This is a genomic window from Mesorhizobium sp. Z1-4, from assembly GCF_004000235.1.
Lineage (GTDB): Bacteria > Pseudomonadota > Alphaproteobacteria > Rhizobiales > Rhizobiaceae > RCIO01.
The window spans coordinates 14821-29865 of sequence record NZ_RCIO01000010.1 but is presented as its reverse complement, the minus strand read 5'-3'; the positions used below and the strand labels follow the sequence as shown (position 1 = coordinate 29865).

Annotated in this window: 12 protein-coding genes; all 12 read left to right on the top strand. The window is 61.1% G+C overall.

The annotated features are described in order from the left end of the window. Window positions 1-1743: 1743 nt before the first annotated feature. The 12 genes from EP165_RS20490 (at window position 1744) to EP165_RS19835 (ending at window position 15045) form a co-directional block, all read left to right on the top strand. Window positions 1744-2547: a hypothetical protein gene (locus EP165_RS20490; protein ID WP_206075959.1), complete on the top strand. Its 804-nt coding sequence runs from the start codon at window positions 1744-1746 to the stop codon at window positions 2545-2547. 545 nt (window positions 2548-3092) lie between these two features. Then, window positions 3093-4211, top strand: coding sequence for a DUF7146 domain-containing protein (locus EP165_RS19890; protein ID WP_164743112.1), 1119 nt, complete (start codon window positions 3093-3095; stop codon window positions 4209-4211). Continuing rightward, the gene (locus EP165_RS19885) at window positions 4208-5548 is read left to right on the top strand and encodes an AAA family ATPase (RefSeq protein ID WP_164743111.1); all 1341 of its coding nucleotides are present in this window, start codon (window positions 4208-4210) and stop codon (window positions 5546-5548) included. The genes EP165_RS19890 and EP165_RS19885 overlap by 4 nt, the downstream gene beginning before the upstream one ends. Further along, a complete protein-coding gene (locus EP165_RS19880; RefSeq protein WP_127524602.1) occupies window positions 5545-5982 on the top strand; it encodes a hypothetical protein in 438 nt (145 codons plus the stop codon). The genes EP165_RS19885 and EP165_RS19880 overlap by 4 nt, the downstream gene beginning before the upstream one ends. Then, the gene (locus tag EP165_RS19875; RefSeq protein ID WP_127524601.1) at window positions 5982-6461 is read left to right on the top strand and encodes a hypothetical protein; all 480 of its coding nucleotides are present in this window, start codon (window positions 5982-5984) and stop codon (window positions 6459-6461) included. The genes EP165_RS19880 and EP165_RS19875 overlap by 1 nt, the downstream gene beginning before the upstream one ends. Continuing rightward, window positions 6458-7060: a hypothetical protein gene (locus EP165_RS19870; protein ID WP_127524600.1), complete on the top strand. Its 603-nt coding sequence runs from the start codon at window positions 6458-6460 to the stop codon at window positions 7058-7060. Before EP165_RS19875 ends, EP165_RS19870 begins: the two co-directional genes overlap by 4 nt. Window positions 7061-7292: 232 nt before the next feature. Then, window positions 7293-9557: an AAA family ATPase gene (locus EP165_RS19865; protein WP_127524599.1), complete on the top strand. Its 2265-nt coding sequence runs from the start codon at window positions 7293-7295 to the stop codon at window positions 9555-9557. 50 nt (window positions 9558-9607) lie between these two features. Next, a complete protein-coding gene (locus EP165_RS19860; RefSeq protein WP_245440280.1) occupies window positions 9608-9979 on the top strand; it encodes a hypothetical protein in 372 nt (123 codons plus the stop codon). Next, a complete protein-coding gene (locus tag EP165_RS19855; protein ID WP_127524597.1) occupies window positions 9976-10584 on the top strand; it encodes a DUF6362 family protein in 609 nt (202 codons plus the stop codon). Before EP165_RS19860 ends, EP165_RS19855 begins: the two co-directional genes overlap by 4 nt. Before the next feature lie 618 nt (window positions 10585-11202). Next, window positions 11203-11682 carry a terminase small subunit gene (locus EP165_RS19845; RefSeq protein WP_127524596.1) on the top strand — a complete coding sequence of 160 codons (480 nt, stop codon included), beginning with the start codon at window positions 11203-11205 and terminating at the stop codon, window positions 11680-11682. Then, window positions 11639-13228 (top strand): terminase large subunit, encoded by a 1590-nt coding sequence (locus EP165_RS19840; RefSeq protein ID WP_164743110.1) that lies wholly within the window; start codon window positions 11639-11641, stop codon window positions 13226-13228. The genes EP165_RS19845 and EP165_RS19840 overlap by 44 nt, the downstream gene beginning before the upstream one ends. Further along, window positions 13228-15045, top strand: coding sequence for an anti-CBASS protein Acb1 family protein (locus EP165_RS19835; protein ID WP_127524594.1), 1818 nt, complete (start codon window positions 13228-13230; stop codon window positions 15043-15045). Before EP165_RS19840 ends, EP165_RS19835 begins: the two co-directional genes overlap by 1 nt.

Below are 15045 nucleotides of genomic sequence, written 5' to 3'. Positions count from 1 at the left end.
ATCCACTATGCCGGCTTTCTGGAGGTCATGGACACCGGGCAGGCGCTGACCCGCTTTTTCCAGCGCAATTCGGAACGCGCCAACGACCTGACGCTCTACCCGCACAAAGAAGATGAATTCTGGCTTTGGGTGAACTCCTGGGCGGTGTTCCTGCAATCGCCGGCCGACCTCGGCTTCCCCGATGATGGCTACGTGCTGCCGCAATACACCGTCCGCTGGCACGAAGTTCCTACCGACCATGCGGCGGCCGGGACCGACCGCGACGGGCAGGGGCTTCTGATCAACGATCCGGGCGCCAGCGTCGTTCATGCCGCCCGCGAGAAACGCGTGAGCATGGAAGCGCGCCTTGCCAAGATGATCGAGCTGCTCGCCGATGCGCCGGATGACCATCATGTGCTGTGGCATCACCTGGAAGATGAGCGCCGGGCTATCGAGGCGGCTGTGCCNTGGAAGATGAGCGCCGGGCTATCGAGGCGGCTGTGCCCGGCGTCCGGTCGATCTACGGGTCGCAGGACCTGGAAAAGAACGAGGCGAACGCCGTCGGCTTCAAGAACGGCGAGTTTCAGCACCTCGCAACCAAGCCTGAAATGAGCGGCGCAGGTTCCAATTTCCAGAAGCATTGTCACCGGGCGATTTTCGTCGGCATCGACGCCAAGTTTCACGACTTCATTCAGGCGATCTACCGGATCGTACGCTTCGGTCAGAAGCACGAATGCACGGTTGACATCATCTATTCGGAGGCCGAGCGCGGCACGCGGCGCATCCTTGAAGACAAGTGGGGCGAGCACGACCGAATGATGGATCGGATGACGGAGATCATCCGCGAGTACGGTCTTGGGCGGTTGCCAATCNGGCATCACCTGGAAGATGAGCGCCGGGCTATCGAGGCGGCTGTGCCCGGCGTCCGGTCGATCTACGGGTCGCAGGACTTGGAAAAGAACGAGGCGAACGCCGTTGGCTTCAAGAACGGCGAGTTTCAGCACCTTGCAACCAAGCCCGAAATGAGCGGCGCAGGTTCCAATTTCCAGAAGCATTGTCACCGGGCGATTTTCGTCGGCATCGACGCCAAGTTTCACGACTTCATTCAGGCCATCTATCGGATCGTTCGCTTCGGCCAGAAGCACGAATGCACGATCGACATAATCCATTCCGAGGCCGAACGCGGAACGCGGCGCATTCTCGAAGAGAAGTGGGGTGAGCACGACCGGATGATGGAGCGGATGACGGAGATCATCCGCAAATACGGGCTGGGGCGGTTGCCGATAGATACGGTGCTGAAGCGTTCGATCGGCGTTGAACGGCGCCAAGAGGCGGGAGAATTCTTCCGCATCGCGCTCAACGACTGCGTGGACGAGGCAAGCCGCCAGGATAACGCCAGCGTCGGACAGGTCATCACCTCGATCCCCTTCAGCAATCACTACGAATACACGGCCAGCTACAACGACTTCGGCCATACCGACGACAACGACCACTTCTGGCGGCAGATGGATTTCCTGACGCCGCAGCTGCTACGGATCCTTCAGCCCGGCCGAATGTGCTGTGTGCATNGACCACTTCTGGCGGCAGATGGATTTCCTGACGCCGCAGCTGCTACGGATCCTTCAGCCCGGCCGAATGTGCTGCGTTCACGTGAAAGATCGGGTGATGTTCGGCAACGTGACAGGCGCGGGACTGCCGACGATATCGCCCTTTCATGCCGAGGCGATCTTCCACTTCACCCGTCATGGCTTCGACTATTGCGGCATGATCACGGTCGACACCGACGTCGTAACCGAGAACAACGGCAATTACCGGCTCGGCTACACCGAAATGCTCAAGGACGGCTCGAAGATGGGCGTCGGTTCGCCGGAATATGTCCTTCTCTTCCATAAGCCGCAGACCGACCGTAGCCGCGGCTATGCCGACACTCCGGTCACGAAAAGCCGGGAGAGCTACAGTCTCGCGCGCTGGCAGATCGATGCGCACGCGCATTGGCGGTCCAGCGGCGACAGGCTCCTTACACGCGAGGAGTGGACCATGCTTCCTCCCGACGCGGTGCCCAAGGCGTTCCGCTCCTACAGCAGCGGCCATGTCTATGATCATGAGGATGTCGTCGCCATCGGCGAGGCGCTTTCGGCCAAGGATCGATTGCCGAAAAAGTACATGGCTCTCGCACCGACCTCACACTCTCCATGGATATGGTCGGACGTGGTGCGAATGCTCACGCTGAACGGGAGCCAATCGAGCCGCAATGTCGAGAAGCACATTTGTCCGCTGCAGTTCGACATCGTTGACCGACTGATCGATCGTTACAGCAATCCGGGCGAGCTCGTTTACGACCCCTTCGGTGGCCTCATGACGGTGCCCTATCGGGCGGTCCTCAAAGGTCGGCGCGGCGTCGCATCGGAGCTCAGCGAGGTGAGCTTTAAGGACGGTCTCTACTATTGCCGGGAAGCTGAAGCCAAGCGCTCGACGCCCAGCTTTTTTGATCTCTTGTCTGCGGGAAACGTAACGCCCGAGGTTCAGGACGAAACTGCACATCTCAACGGAGGTGCTGCAGATGTCTGAAATCGTTCCACCAACCCGCGAACCATCCCCGGTCGAAGCTGTGTCCGTCTATGGCGGCCACCGCGCCCGCTTCCGCAAGGCGACGGGCGNGAGGTTCAGGACGAAACTGCACATCTCAACGGAGGTGCTGCAGATGTCTGAAATCGTTCCACCAACCCGCGAACCATCCCCGGTCGAAGCAGTGTCCGTCTATGGCGGCCACCGCGCCCGCTTCCGCAAGGCAACGGGCGGCTGGGACTGGGTGCGCGCCAATGGCGAGCCGCTTGTCTACGCGACAACCAAGGATGCCCTGTTGGCGGCATGGGAGGCANCGGCCACCGCGCCCGCTTCCGCAAGGCGACGGGCGGCTGGGACTGGGTGCGCGCCAATGGCGAGCCTCTGGTCTACGCAACAACCAAGGATGCCCTGCTGGCTGCATGGGAGGCGCGCCATGCGCACTTCCACGGTCACGGCATTCTTTCGACCGGGCCCAAAGCCCAACTGCGCATGGAGGCCGAAAGGCTCTTTCTTGGCGGCGGGCGGGTCGTGGAGGTCGCGCGGCGCTGATGCAGGTCGACCAGACAGAACTGCAGCACCTCATGGACCGGGTGCCGATCTCGGAACTCTTCGCGCGCTATGGCATCCGAGGAAAGGGGCGCGGCAAGGTCATATGGGCCAAGTGCTGCTTCCACGGCGAAAAAACGGCCAGCCTGAAGATCAATGACGAGCAGGGCATCTACTACTGCTTTGGCTGCGGGGCGAAGGGCAACCACATCGATGTCTTGCGCGAACTCGGCAGCAAGACGTTCCAGGAAGCGGTAGAGGCGCTCGGCGGCAAGGAGGTATTCGTCACGACCGAGGAGCGCGCCGCGATAGAGCAGCGCAAGCAGCGATGGGAAGCGGAGGAACGCGAAGCCCGCCAGCGCGTCCGCTCGGCATCGGAGCGGATATTCGCCGAAGGCAAGCCAGTGGCCGGCACTCACGTCGAAGCGTATCTGAAGGCCCGCGGTTTGCCCGTGGTGCCGCGCTGGACCTTTGACCTTCGGTTTGCCGCGGAACTCAAATACCGAGGCTTCCCGGATACTGAGGCCGACGACGAAACGGATCTGGGTCACTTCCCTGCAATGCTTGCCGCGATCCGCGACCGGCAGGGCGCGATCATCGGACTGCATCGCACTTATCTCGATCCTCAGCGCCCCGCGAAACTCTCCCCGCCAGGCGATGAACGGCGCAACAAGGCCAAGAAGGTCATGGGCGAGCAGCGCGGTGGGATAATCCAATTATCGCCCATGTCTCGCCATCTCGCGATCGGTGAGGGCATTGAGACGTCGCAGGCGTGGTACGCGCTGGGCATGGCCGACGGTGACGTTGCCGTGGCGGCAGCTGTGTCGCTCGGCAATCTGTCTGGTTCCGCGACAGGATCAGCTCCGCACCCTACACGGGAGGGCCGCACGGTGCCGAACGGCTCCCCGGACATGGAAAGACCCGGCCTGTTGCTCCCGCGCGAGGTCGAGCATGTGACGCTGATCGGCGACGGTGATTCCGATCCACATATGACAAGGGCGCGCCTGCTCGTGGCTGCGCGGCGCTTCCACACTCAGGGGATTGGGGTATCGGTGTCTATGGCGCCGGACGGCAAGGACTTCGCGGACGTGCTCCTTTCGGACGAGGAGACCGGAACGTGAGCGCCATACCACCAATTCAGGACTTCGAGGCATTCGAGAAGGCAACGGTCGAGTTCCTCAAGCCGCCGTTTCGACCGCACTTCCCGGCCGTCCCGTGGGGCGAACGCGGGAAGCCGCGCAAGCGGCTGCAATACCTGGTCGAAGACTGGATTTCGACGACTGGCGCTTCCGTGGTCGGTGGGCGGTCGGGCTGCGGCAAGTCGTTTTTCGCCCTGCACCTGGCGATGTGCGTCTGTCGTGGCGTTGACTTCTTCGGTCTGGCTGTTCGTCGCGCCGGTGTCATCTACCAGGCCGGAGAGGGCGGATACGGCCTCTACGACCGCGAGGAAGCCTACGCGCGGCATTTCGAGGTGAAGGACGACGAGAAAGTGCCCTTCATGCTTGTCCCGGTGCCGATCGACATACTCACCAAGGACAAGAAGGACGTCGACAACTTCATTGCCGATGTGCGGGGGCATTCCGAGCAGATGGAAAGCAAGTTCGGCGTGCCGGCCGGGCTGATTGTCATCGATACGCTGAAGAAGGCCGCGCCCGGCATCGACGAGATCAACGGCAAGGATTACGCAGTCGTCGTCGCGAACGTCTATCGGATCGAGCGCGAGACCGGCTGCCACGTCATGCTGGTGCACCACACCAATGCCGGCGGGAACAAACTGCGCGGCAACACCAGTATTCGCGACGACGTCGACCAGGTGATTTTGATCGATCACGACAAGCAGACCGGCATCAGGGATGCCGTGCTGGACAAGATCAAGGACGGGGAGGACGGCAAGAAAATTCGCTTCACGCTCATTTCCGTTCCGGTTCGCATGGAGGCGCGCTCGGACGGCACCGACAAGGAGATCACGTCATGCGCCGTCGTGACCGTGACGGAGAAAGACCGTCTGAAGAAGGAACAGGAGCGGCAGGGTTTCAGCGTCAACCCGACCGAGCGCCGCATCCTCATGAACCTGTTCGATGCCGCCGATCGTTACGGCAAGTTCGTTGCCAGTGAGGCGGACGGTCCGAAAGCCGCCATCGGGCGGATCGTGATCGGATGGGATGTATATCGCGATATCGCACTCGAGAAGATGCCGGAGGTCGAGGACCGAAAGAAGGCCCGCGACCAGATCAGGCAGGAGTTCAAGCGCGCGAAAGATGCGCTGCTGCGATACGGGATCATCGGCGTTTCGCACCCGTATATGTGGTGGGACGGCAAGCCAGTGCGGGGTTTCACACGAACCTTCAAGCGCGGACAGAACGCGGACGAGACGCGGACAAATGCGGGACAAAGCGCGGATCAGCAGCTTTCGCCGGGTGAGCGCGACATGTTCGATGATCCGGATATTCCGCTGTGACCCGGCACCCCTGCGACATACACAAGATCGCCGATAAATGCGGCGTCCGGCTCCTCGATTCGAACGGGCCGCACCGCTTCGATCCTCGCCGCCCGAAGGTGTGCTTTGCCAAGGGCACGCTGCGCAGGATAGGGCAGGCAAACGGGGAGGGGCATCTCGCGTTGGTTCTGCGCCTGATTGTCGAGACCGAGGGCAATGCCGGCGAGCTCTACCGCGACACGCTGCAGGCCGTTTCGGCCCTGCTGCTCGCCCATCCGGGCATCGTCGACCGCGGCACGGCACTCTTCGACCAGTTCGACGCCATCGATCTTGCCGACATGCGGCGCAAGGCCAAGGCGTTGGCGAAAGGTCTGCGGGTCAGCCAGGTGATGTACATCCTGATTGCGCTGGAACTCCATCAGGACCGCCCCATTGAAGCGGAGAAAGCCGCCTGATGGTACAGCCTTTCCTCATCGGCGACGGCTGGATCGAGGTGCGTGACGGCAACGACACCGCGCGCGCGATCTTTGACCGTCACTACTCGCGCTACGTCTATGCCGACGGCCGCAAGCCGCTGCTTTTCGTCGGACCGGGTGAGAAGATGGTCTTGCTCACCAAGGATGCTGACGCGCTCTGTGTCTGGCGCAAGTTCAAGAGCATGGACAACCAGCAGGGCGTTAATTGCGCCATCTTTCGTAGAGAAGGCGGCGATTTAGCGAGCAATCTCCTCGCCGACGCCCGGACGCTCGCATGGCAACGCTGGACGGGCTCGCGGCTGTTCACCTATGTCGACCCGTTGAAGGTCAGACCCACAATGCGCGCAGGTCGACCGACATGGGGGCACTGTTTCTATCAGGACGGGTGGCGTTTTGAAGGCCTGACCAAGAAGCGGCTTCACATCCTTGCCCGGTATCCCGACGAGGCGGTTCAATGACCGAGCAGTGGACGGCCAAGCAGGTCGAGAGCCAGATCATCGAGGCAGCCGAGACGCTCCGCATGTTGCCCGGCGGCCATGGATTGGCGCGTGTCGGCGGGTCCTGGGTCGAATATGCGCTCGACTATTCCGCGATCAGGATCCGTGCACGCCCATCACCCGGCGCCATCGACCGCATGCACGTCGTTTGGGGTTGGATCAACGCGCTTCCGTCCGAATCCGATCGCCGTCTGCTATATGGCTGGGCCGATGTGAAGGCCACCAAGGGCCGAAAGGTCGAAGATTTCGCCGAACGCGAGGCAATAAAAACCCGAACCCTGCGCTGGCTTGTAAGCCGCCTGTGCCAAGGCATTGCGGATCGTCTCAACGGGGAAACGGCGGAATTCCGTCAACCTCGGCAACTTGACGCTCTTGCCGATTTTCTCGCACACGAGACGGCACATAGCGTGGCCGCGTCGCGCCCGCAGCGCTCACCCTCACACATTCCACCCGATCAGCGCCCCGGCTTCGACACCTCGCCGGACGCCATGAAGCGCGTGGCCCGGGAGATCGAAAAGTCCAACCGGCGCATCCGAAAACGGAGAGGGCGGAAAGGCTGAATTCCCAGCCCCGCCCGGATTCCTGTCAAGCGAAAAGATTCGGACAAATCACGGAATTTTCCGGGACAAACCCCGGACAAATCGCGCCGCGGCAAAAATCGGCAAAAAGCCGTGGTATGAANTTCCACGGTCACGGCATTCTTTCGACCGGGCCTAAAGCCCAACTGCGCAGGGATGCCGAACGGCTCTTTCTCGGCGGCGGGCGGATCGTGGAGGTCGCGCGGCGCTGACCATGTCCGATTCCGCAGAATTTGCCGCCGTCATGCCGCAGGTGGCCGAGCTCGTGCTTGGCGAATTCCTGGGCGAGAAGAACCGACATCTATCCTCATCCACCGAATGGCGATGGGGAAACAACGGTTCCGTTGCAGTCGACTTGCAGAAAGGCGTCTGGGCAGATCATGAGGATCATACCGGTGGAGGAGTGCTTGACCTCCTCAAGGCCTTCAAGGGCTTTGAGAAACCCGAGGCGCTGGAATGGCTACAGGACAAGGGCTTCATCAAGCCTCGCCAGCAGAGGGCGAACGGGCGTGCCAATGGCGTCCATTCGGCGGGACCGACCGATACGATCGATGTTCCCGATTGGATGGAACACAAGCCGATCGCGCTCTTTGAGTATCACGACGACAAGGGGGCGCTCGCCTACCAGGTCCTGAAGTTTCCGAAGGAGGCACCACGCCGATATATGCAGCGCCGCCCACACTCGCAGGGCGGGTGGGTTTGGGGCCTTCAAGGCGGTCTCTACGGCAAGATCAAGTCTGGCGACTGGTTCAAGGCCAAGGCCGGCAAGAAATACGAGGCAGAAGAAACGCTCGAGGATGCCTCGCGCTGGCTTTACCGGCGCGACGAGGTGCTGAAGGCCTCCGCGGCCGGCGAGAGGGTCTTTCTTTGCGAAGGCGAGAAGGATGTCGAGACACTGCGCGCATGGGGCCTGACGGCCACCACAAACGCCGGCGGAGCCAAATACTGGGATGAGACATTCGACCGGGACTTGACCGGCGCGGACGTGGTCATCCTGCCCGACAACGACGACGCCGGACGTGACCGGGCGACGATCCGAGGTGGCGGCCTGTTCGGCAAGGCCAAGTCTGTCAAGGTGTTGGACATCGCTGCGCATTGGGCCGAAGCCCCTGCCAAGGCGGACGTGACAGACTGGCGTGACTTGGCAGGCGGTACGGCCGATCGGTTCGCCGATGTTGTTCGAAAGGCCAGGCCATGGAGACCGGAGCGAACGCGGGCATTTGGTGCGTACTATCATGACGAGATCGAAGGGCCGGGCCTACAGCTCGACTACGTCATAGACGGCTGGCTTGCCTCGCGCGGCCGTTCCGTCATGGGCGGGCCATCGGGGTCCGGCAAATCATTTCTCGCCCTTCATGCTGCCTATTGCATTGCCCGTGGCATCGACTTCTTCGGCTACCACGTCGAGCAGGGTGGCGTGATTTACCAGGCCGGCGAAGGCGGTCTCGGCATGAAGAAGCGCCAGCGCGCATATGTGAAGCACTTCGAGATCGAGAACGCCGATGAGCTGCCATTGGTCGTACTGCCAGCCAAGGTAGACCTCTTCAGCCGGGACGGCGATACGGATCGCCTGATCAGCGCCATCAAGCAGGCGCGCTTGACGATGGCTGTGCCGCTGCGCGTCGTCTTCATCGACACACTGTCTACGGCGACGATCGGCGCCGACGAGAATTCGGGCAAGGACATGGGCTTCGTGCTCGCCAACATCGCCCGCATCGAGGAAGAATGCGGCGTCCACGTCTGCCTTGTCCACCACATGAATGCCGACGGCAAGAAGCTTCGCGGCCACACTTCGATCCACGCCAACGTCGACACCGTCATTCAGGTCACAAACGAAGAGACGACAAAAATCAAGACGGCGCGGCTGCGCAAGCAAAAGGATGATGAGGACGGGCTAGAGGTCCGGTTCACGCTGCCGCAGGTGGTCATCGGCATCAATCCCAAGACCGGCCGTGATCTCACATCGTGCGTCGTCATGACGGTTTCGGAGCGGGAGAAACTGAAGCAGGAGGCGGCGCAGTACGGCTTCTCGGTCAAGCCGTCAGAAGAGGCGCACCTGATCCCTCTGTTCAAGGCGATCGACAAGTACGGAAAGCTTGTGACGGATGCCAGCGACGGGCCCAGCGACGCACTGGGTAAGCAGGGTGTCGATTTCGGCTATTTCCTGGACGTGGCGGTCGAGATGGACGCGACGGCCGATGACAAGAGCACTGCACGCGAGCGCATCCGCAAATCCTTCGAACGCACAATGCGCTTCCTGATCAAGAACGGCGTCATAGGCTTCAAGCGAACAGGTGATCGAACGGCCTTTGTGTGGTGGACCGGTCGGCCCATACGGGGCTTCCCTCAGACTTTCCCGGATAACACACCAGAGCGGACAAACTCTGGACATTCTCTGGACAAACACACGACAAACCCCGCCGCCCCTCTCTCTCCGGGCGAGCGCGAATTGTTCGATGACCCGGAGATTCCGCTATGAATCGGGGGCGTCATCGCTGCGACATTTACCGTGTAGCCCGGCAGTGCGGTGTGATCCTGCGCGACGGTCGAGAGCATAGTCCGACAAGCCGAAAAGCGCGCGAGTGCTTCTGCAAACCGACGCTACGGGAGATAGGAAGGGCTAACGGCGAAGATCACCTGAAGCTGGTGCTGATGCTCATGACCGGGGAGGATCACAACGCGCGAGAACTCTACGCCGACATGATCAAGGCAGTCTCCGGCGTGCTCGCGTCGCAACCTGATCTGGTGCGTCGGCCGGCTCTCATAGACGAGTTCAACGCTATCGACCTGGCTTCCCTTCGCCGCGCCGCACGTACATTCAACCTCTCCATGGCGCGGTCGGATGCGCTCAAGGTTCTGCTGATGATCATGCTCTATCCATCGTGGCGAGAGGCTGAATGACCTACCACGCATGGACTGCGAAAGACGTAGAGCACCGGATCCTTGAGGCTGCGGAAACACTCATGCTCATGCCGGGCGTCAAAGGGCCAAAGGCGTACGGCAGCGCCATGCCGGACTATGTCCGCGACTGGCAGGCCTACGGCTCCGAACAATCGCGCTACAAGCGCCGGCCGTCTCGCGATGCAATAAGTCGCATGCCCGAAACATGGGGCTGGATAAACACGCTGCTCAAGGAAAGCGACCGCAAGCTCATCTATGCCTGGGCTTGGGTGAAAGTCCGACGCGGCGTCGCGGTGAACGATTTTGCCAGCCGCGAAGGCATGAATTCCAGAACTTTACGCCGCACCATAACCCGGCTGTGTCAACGCATGGCGAACGATTTGAACCGAACTGTTCGCGTTCGGTTTACGCCGCCAATGGACGGTGTGTCCGAAATCGGCTTAGAAGCCGACCCCAACGCTGTATCGTCGGTGAACTACGCCTCACATTGGATGGCGCCCGACGCGAAGCCCCAACACCTCCCTGAACGGCTCGAGCCCGTGCACAGGAACCCCGCCGAGAGCGGGAGGGGTGAGAATCGCCAAAATCTGTCAAGGAAAAAATAGCGGACAGGACGCGGATATTTCGCGGACAAACCCGGGACAAATCCCGCCACGGCCTTTTTCGGCAAAAAACCGTGCTATGAGGAATCATCCTCGCGTAGACGCCAAGTTCTGATGTGCCCCTGCCTGACGGCCGGCGGGCAGCAAGCCCGTCCGGCCAACGTAGAGCACGGCATCTGATCAGTAGGCTCTATGGAGACCAAAGAGCTCTTCATCCCNACGGGCCGGCGGGCAGCAAGCCCGTCCGGCCAACGTAGAGCACGGCATCTGATCAGTAGGCTCTATGGAGATCAAAGAGCTCTTCATCCGAGCGCGCTCGCTGTAGCTCGCGGCTCGTGAACACCATCATTCGAGGCTAATCCTCAATGGCAGCACTGAAGAACGCGCGGCATGAAGCGTTCGCGCAGGCGCTCGCAAAGGGCAAACCCGCGTCGGAAGCCTACGCNCGAGCGCGCTCGCTGTAGCTCGCGGCTCGTGACCTTCAATTGCGGCCAATACCAGACCGCATAAGCGAGGCGCTGCTCCTCAAAGGCAGGCGTATAGCCCTAAAAGCGTGGATCGCGGTTGCCGGCGTAATGAACCGCCCATCGTCTCGCACTCATCATCCGAGGCTAATCCTCAATGGCAGCACTAAAGAACGCGCGCCACGAGGCGTTCGCGCAGGCGCTCGCCAAAGGCACATCGGCTTCTGAGGCCTATGTCGAAGCAGGCTATAAGCCGGACCGCGGCGCAGCATCGCGCCTATCAGCAAATGTCAACGTGCAGAAGCGGCTTGCTGAGTTGCAGGCGAGAGGCGCCAAGAAGGTCGAGGTGACCGTCGAGAGCCTTACCGGCGAGCTCGAGGAGGCGCGGTCTCTGGCACTTGCGGAAAAACAAACTAGCGCGGCCGTCTCCGCCACAATGGGCAAGGCCAAGCTGTTCGGTCTGGGTGTCGAAAACCGCCGTCACAGCGGAACGATCGGCATCGTGCAACTGACGCCCAAGCATCTGGACGCTCTCACCGACGATGAACTTGCACTCCTCGAGTCAGCCTATCCCGTTCTCGAAAAGCTCGGGCTTGTTGGCGGCGATACAGGGCCAACGGCAGAAACGGGAGATTGAAGCCCAGCGCGGCGGGTGGGAGCGTGAGAAGGAACGCTGTGCCGATGGGGTCGACGGCATTCTCCACTGGTTCGACAACTGGGTCTACACCTATGACCCTCGCTTGGTCGGCAAGCGGAACGATGATGGGTCGCGCGCCAGCCCGTATGTCCGGTTCAAACTGTGGCCCCGGCAACGCGAGTTCATCCGCTGGCTGGAGGAGCGATATCAAGCTGGCGAGGAAGGTCTTGGGGAGAAAAGCCGCGACGTCGGCGTAACGTATCTGTGCGGCGGGTTCGCGCTGCATCACTGGTTGTTCGTCCCGGGCTTCAAGGCGACGTTCGGCTCCCGCAAGGTCGATTACGTCGACAAGAAGGATAACCCCGACGCCATTTTCGCGAAGCTGCGCATCATGGCGAGGCGTCTGCCAGAGGAGATGTTGCCCGAGGGCTTCGAATGGTCCCGGCATGACAACTACATGCGGCTCGCCAACCCGGAGACCGGCTCCGTCATATCGGGCGAGGGCGGGGAAGACATGGGTCGCGGAGGTCGGTCGTCGATCTACTTCCTCGATGAGGCTGCCTTCGTTCCAAACGCCGAGAACGTCGAAAAGGCGCTATCTGGCAACACCGATTGCGTGATCTGGGTCTCTTCAGTCAACGGCATGGGAAACCTGTTCGCCCGCAAGCGCCATTCGATCCTGAAACAGCACCAGGTATTCCGCCTGCACTGGCGGGACGATCCGCGCAAGACGGAAGAGTGGGCCCAGACCAAGCAGGCCAGCTTCTCCGATCCGACCACATGGGCGGCGGAATACGACATCGACTATTCGGCTTCGGTCGAAGGCATCTGTATTCCTGCGCTCTGGGTGGAGAGCGCGAAACGGCTGGCAGCACTTGAGCCGCGGCTGGTTCCAGGCAATGAATGCGTACTCGGCGGCGACGTAGGCGCCGGAAAGGCGAAATCGGTAGTCGTCACCAAGCGCGGTCCGCTCGTTGAACCGCCACTCGCTCGCGGCGATCCTGACACGACTGAAACCGCTCATTGGATGCTGGGCATTGCCCGAGAGACGGGCGCGAGCCGCTTGAATTTCGATGCGCCGGGCGTAGGAGCCGGCGTCTCATCGACTTTGATGAAGAATCCGATCGACGGGCTTTCGGTCCACCCGGTCAACACCGGCGAACCGCCATCGCATACGCGGTGGCCAGACGGTCGCACGTCCGACGAGATATTCGGCAATCTGAAGGCAGAAATCTGGTGGCTGTGCCGCACCGCGCTCCAGCGGACACATGAGCATGTGCTGTGGCTGGAAGGCAAGGAAGGCGGCAAGGAACATGCGCTGACTGATCTGTTGGCGTTGCCGTCGGGTGACCGGGAGAGTGACGCGCTCTGCCTCCAACTATCGCTGGTGAAGTGGGAGCGCAATGAGCGCGGCAAGATCATGATTGAAAAGAAGGACGCGTTGAAGCGCCGCGGCATCAATAGCCCGGACCATGCCGATGCGCTGATGCTGACCTTCACCGTGGAACGCGGCTACCGCTACCGGCTGCTCGAGGTTGTTGACTGATGCAGATCATCGATAGTCTCAAGTCGCTCGTCACCGGCCTCGGCACGTCCAAGGACAAGACCGTGAGCCAGGTATTTGGCTACAAGTTCGTTGGACCGGAAGAACTCAACGCCATGCACCGGTCGGACTGGCTGGCGCGAAAAGTGGTCGACATCATTCCGAACGACATGACGCGGGAATGGCGCGATTGGCAGGCTGAGAACGACCAGATCGAGAAGATTGAAGCGGTCGAGAAGACATTCAACGTTCAGGGCAAGGTCAATCTTGCGCTTCAGAAGGATCGGCTGTTCGGCGGCGCCGTTATCGTCATCGGCATCAAGGGGGATGATCCGGCCGAAGAACTGGATCTGGACCGGGTAAAGGCCGGGTCGCTCGAATATCTGCATGTGCTCTCACGGCACGATGTGGCGATCGGAGAATTGATCCGCGACGTGACCAGCCCACTCTATGGTGAGCCGACATATTACGAGGTCACATCCTCACAGGGAAACCGAGCCAAGGTCCATCCGTCGCGCGTTGTGCGCTTTACTGGCGTCCGGGTGTTGGACGATCGCACTACCATGGCCGACGGCTGGGGCGATTCGATCCTCCAGATCGTCTATGACGCGGTGCAGAACGCGGCATCTGCGCAGGCCCACATCGCTGCACTCATCCCCGAGGCCAAGCAGGACATCATCTACATTCCGGGCCTGTCGGAGTATGCCGCAACGACCGCGGGCCAGACGAAGCTCACCAATCGCTTCACCTATGCCAATATGGCCAAGAGCATGTTCAACATGCTGCTACTTGACGGCACGGGCCAGCCCGGCACGGGTAAGGAAGCTGGCGAAAAGTGGGAGCAGAAGCAAATCAACTTCGCCAACCTGCCGGAGTTGATGCAGCAGTTCCTCAAGATCGCAGCGGGCGCCGCCGATATCACGCTGATCCGGTTGTTGCAGGACGCGCCATCGGGCTTGGGTTCGAACGGCGATAGCGCGCTGCAGTCCTATTATGACAACGTATCGGCTCGCCAGCGCACCGAACTGACACCAGCGATGACGCGGCTCGATGAGGTGATCATCCGCTCCGCCGTGGGCCGGCGAGACCCGGCGATCTATTACGACTGGTCGCCGTTGTGGAGCCTGTCTGACAAGGAAAAAGCGGAGGTATTCAAGATGAAGGCCGACGCGGCAAGGGCCATCGTGGGCGGGAACGGTCAGCAGCCGATTATCCCTCCCGAGGCGCTGAGCGATGCGTTCGTAAACCGTCTGGTCGAGGATGGCGACTTACCCGGCCTTGAAGCCGCAATCGAGGAATTCGGTCGGCTTGCCGATCAGGAAGAGGAAGAGATCGACCTTCAGGCTGCGGTCGCAAATAATCAGCAGGTGGCGGCCGATGCCGCGCCGCGCACGCTGTATGTGCGCCGTGATGTCCTAAATGCCGATGCCATCCGCAAATGGGCGAAAGCGCAGGGAATTACTGACATCGAGCCGGACCTGCACGTCACGATCATCTATTCGCGGCGCCCCATGGACTGGATCAAGGCCGGCAATGTCGGCGAGTGGAACCAGGACAAGAACGGACAGATCACCATCCCCGCCGGCGGTCCGCGCGTGGTCGAGCCACTTGGCGGTATGACGGCCGTCCTGATGTTCGCCAGTTCGTTGCTGTCGTGGAGGCATGAAGAGATTGTGCGGGCAGGTGCCTCGCATGATTTCCCCGACTATCAGCCGCACATTTCATTGACCAAGGCCAGCGTCGAGCTATCGAAGATCGAGCCGTATCGCGGCGAGATTGTTCTGGGACCGGAAATCTTCGAGCCTCTGAAAGAGGATTGA

What these genes read in the sequence shown, in the direction of transcription:
- EP165_RS20490 (WP_206075959.1), top strand. Translation starts at nt 1,744, where the DNA reads ATGATCACGGTCGACACCGACGTCGTAACCGAGAACAACGGCAATTAC.
- EP165_RS19875 (WP_127524601.1), top strand. Translation starts at nt 5,982, where the DNA reads ATGGTACAGCCTTTCCTCATCGGCGACGGCTGGATCGAGGTGCGTGAC.
- EP165_RS19870 (WP_127524600.1), top strand. Translation starts at nt 6,458, where the DNA reads ATGACCGAGCAGTGGACGGCCAAGCAGGTCGAGAGCCAGATCATCGAG.
- EP165_RS19865 (WP_127524599.1), top strand. Translation starts at nt 7,293, where the DNA reads ATGTCCGATTCCGCAGAATTTGCCGCCGTCATGCCGCAGGTGGCCGAG.
- EP165_RS19855 (WP_127524597.1), top strand. Translation starts at nt 9,976, where the DNA reads ATGACCTACCACGCATGGACTGCGAAAGACGTAGAGCACCGGATCCTT.
- EP165_RS19845 (WP_127524596.1), top strand. Translation starts at nt 11,203, where the DNA reads ATGGCAGCACTAAAGAACGCGCGCCACGAGGCGTTCGCGCAGGCGCTC.
- EP165_RS19835 (WP_127524594.1), top strand. Translation starts at nt 13,228, where the DNA reads ATGCAGATCATCGATAGTCTCAAGTCGCTCGTCACCGGCCTCGGCACG.
- EP165_RS19890 (WP_164743112.1), top strand. Translation starts at nt 3,093, where the DNA reads ATGCAGGTCGACCAGACAGAACTGCAGCACCTCATGGACCGGGTGCCG.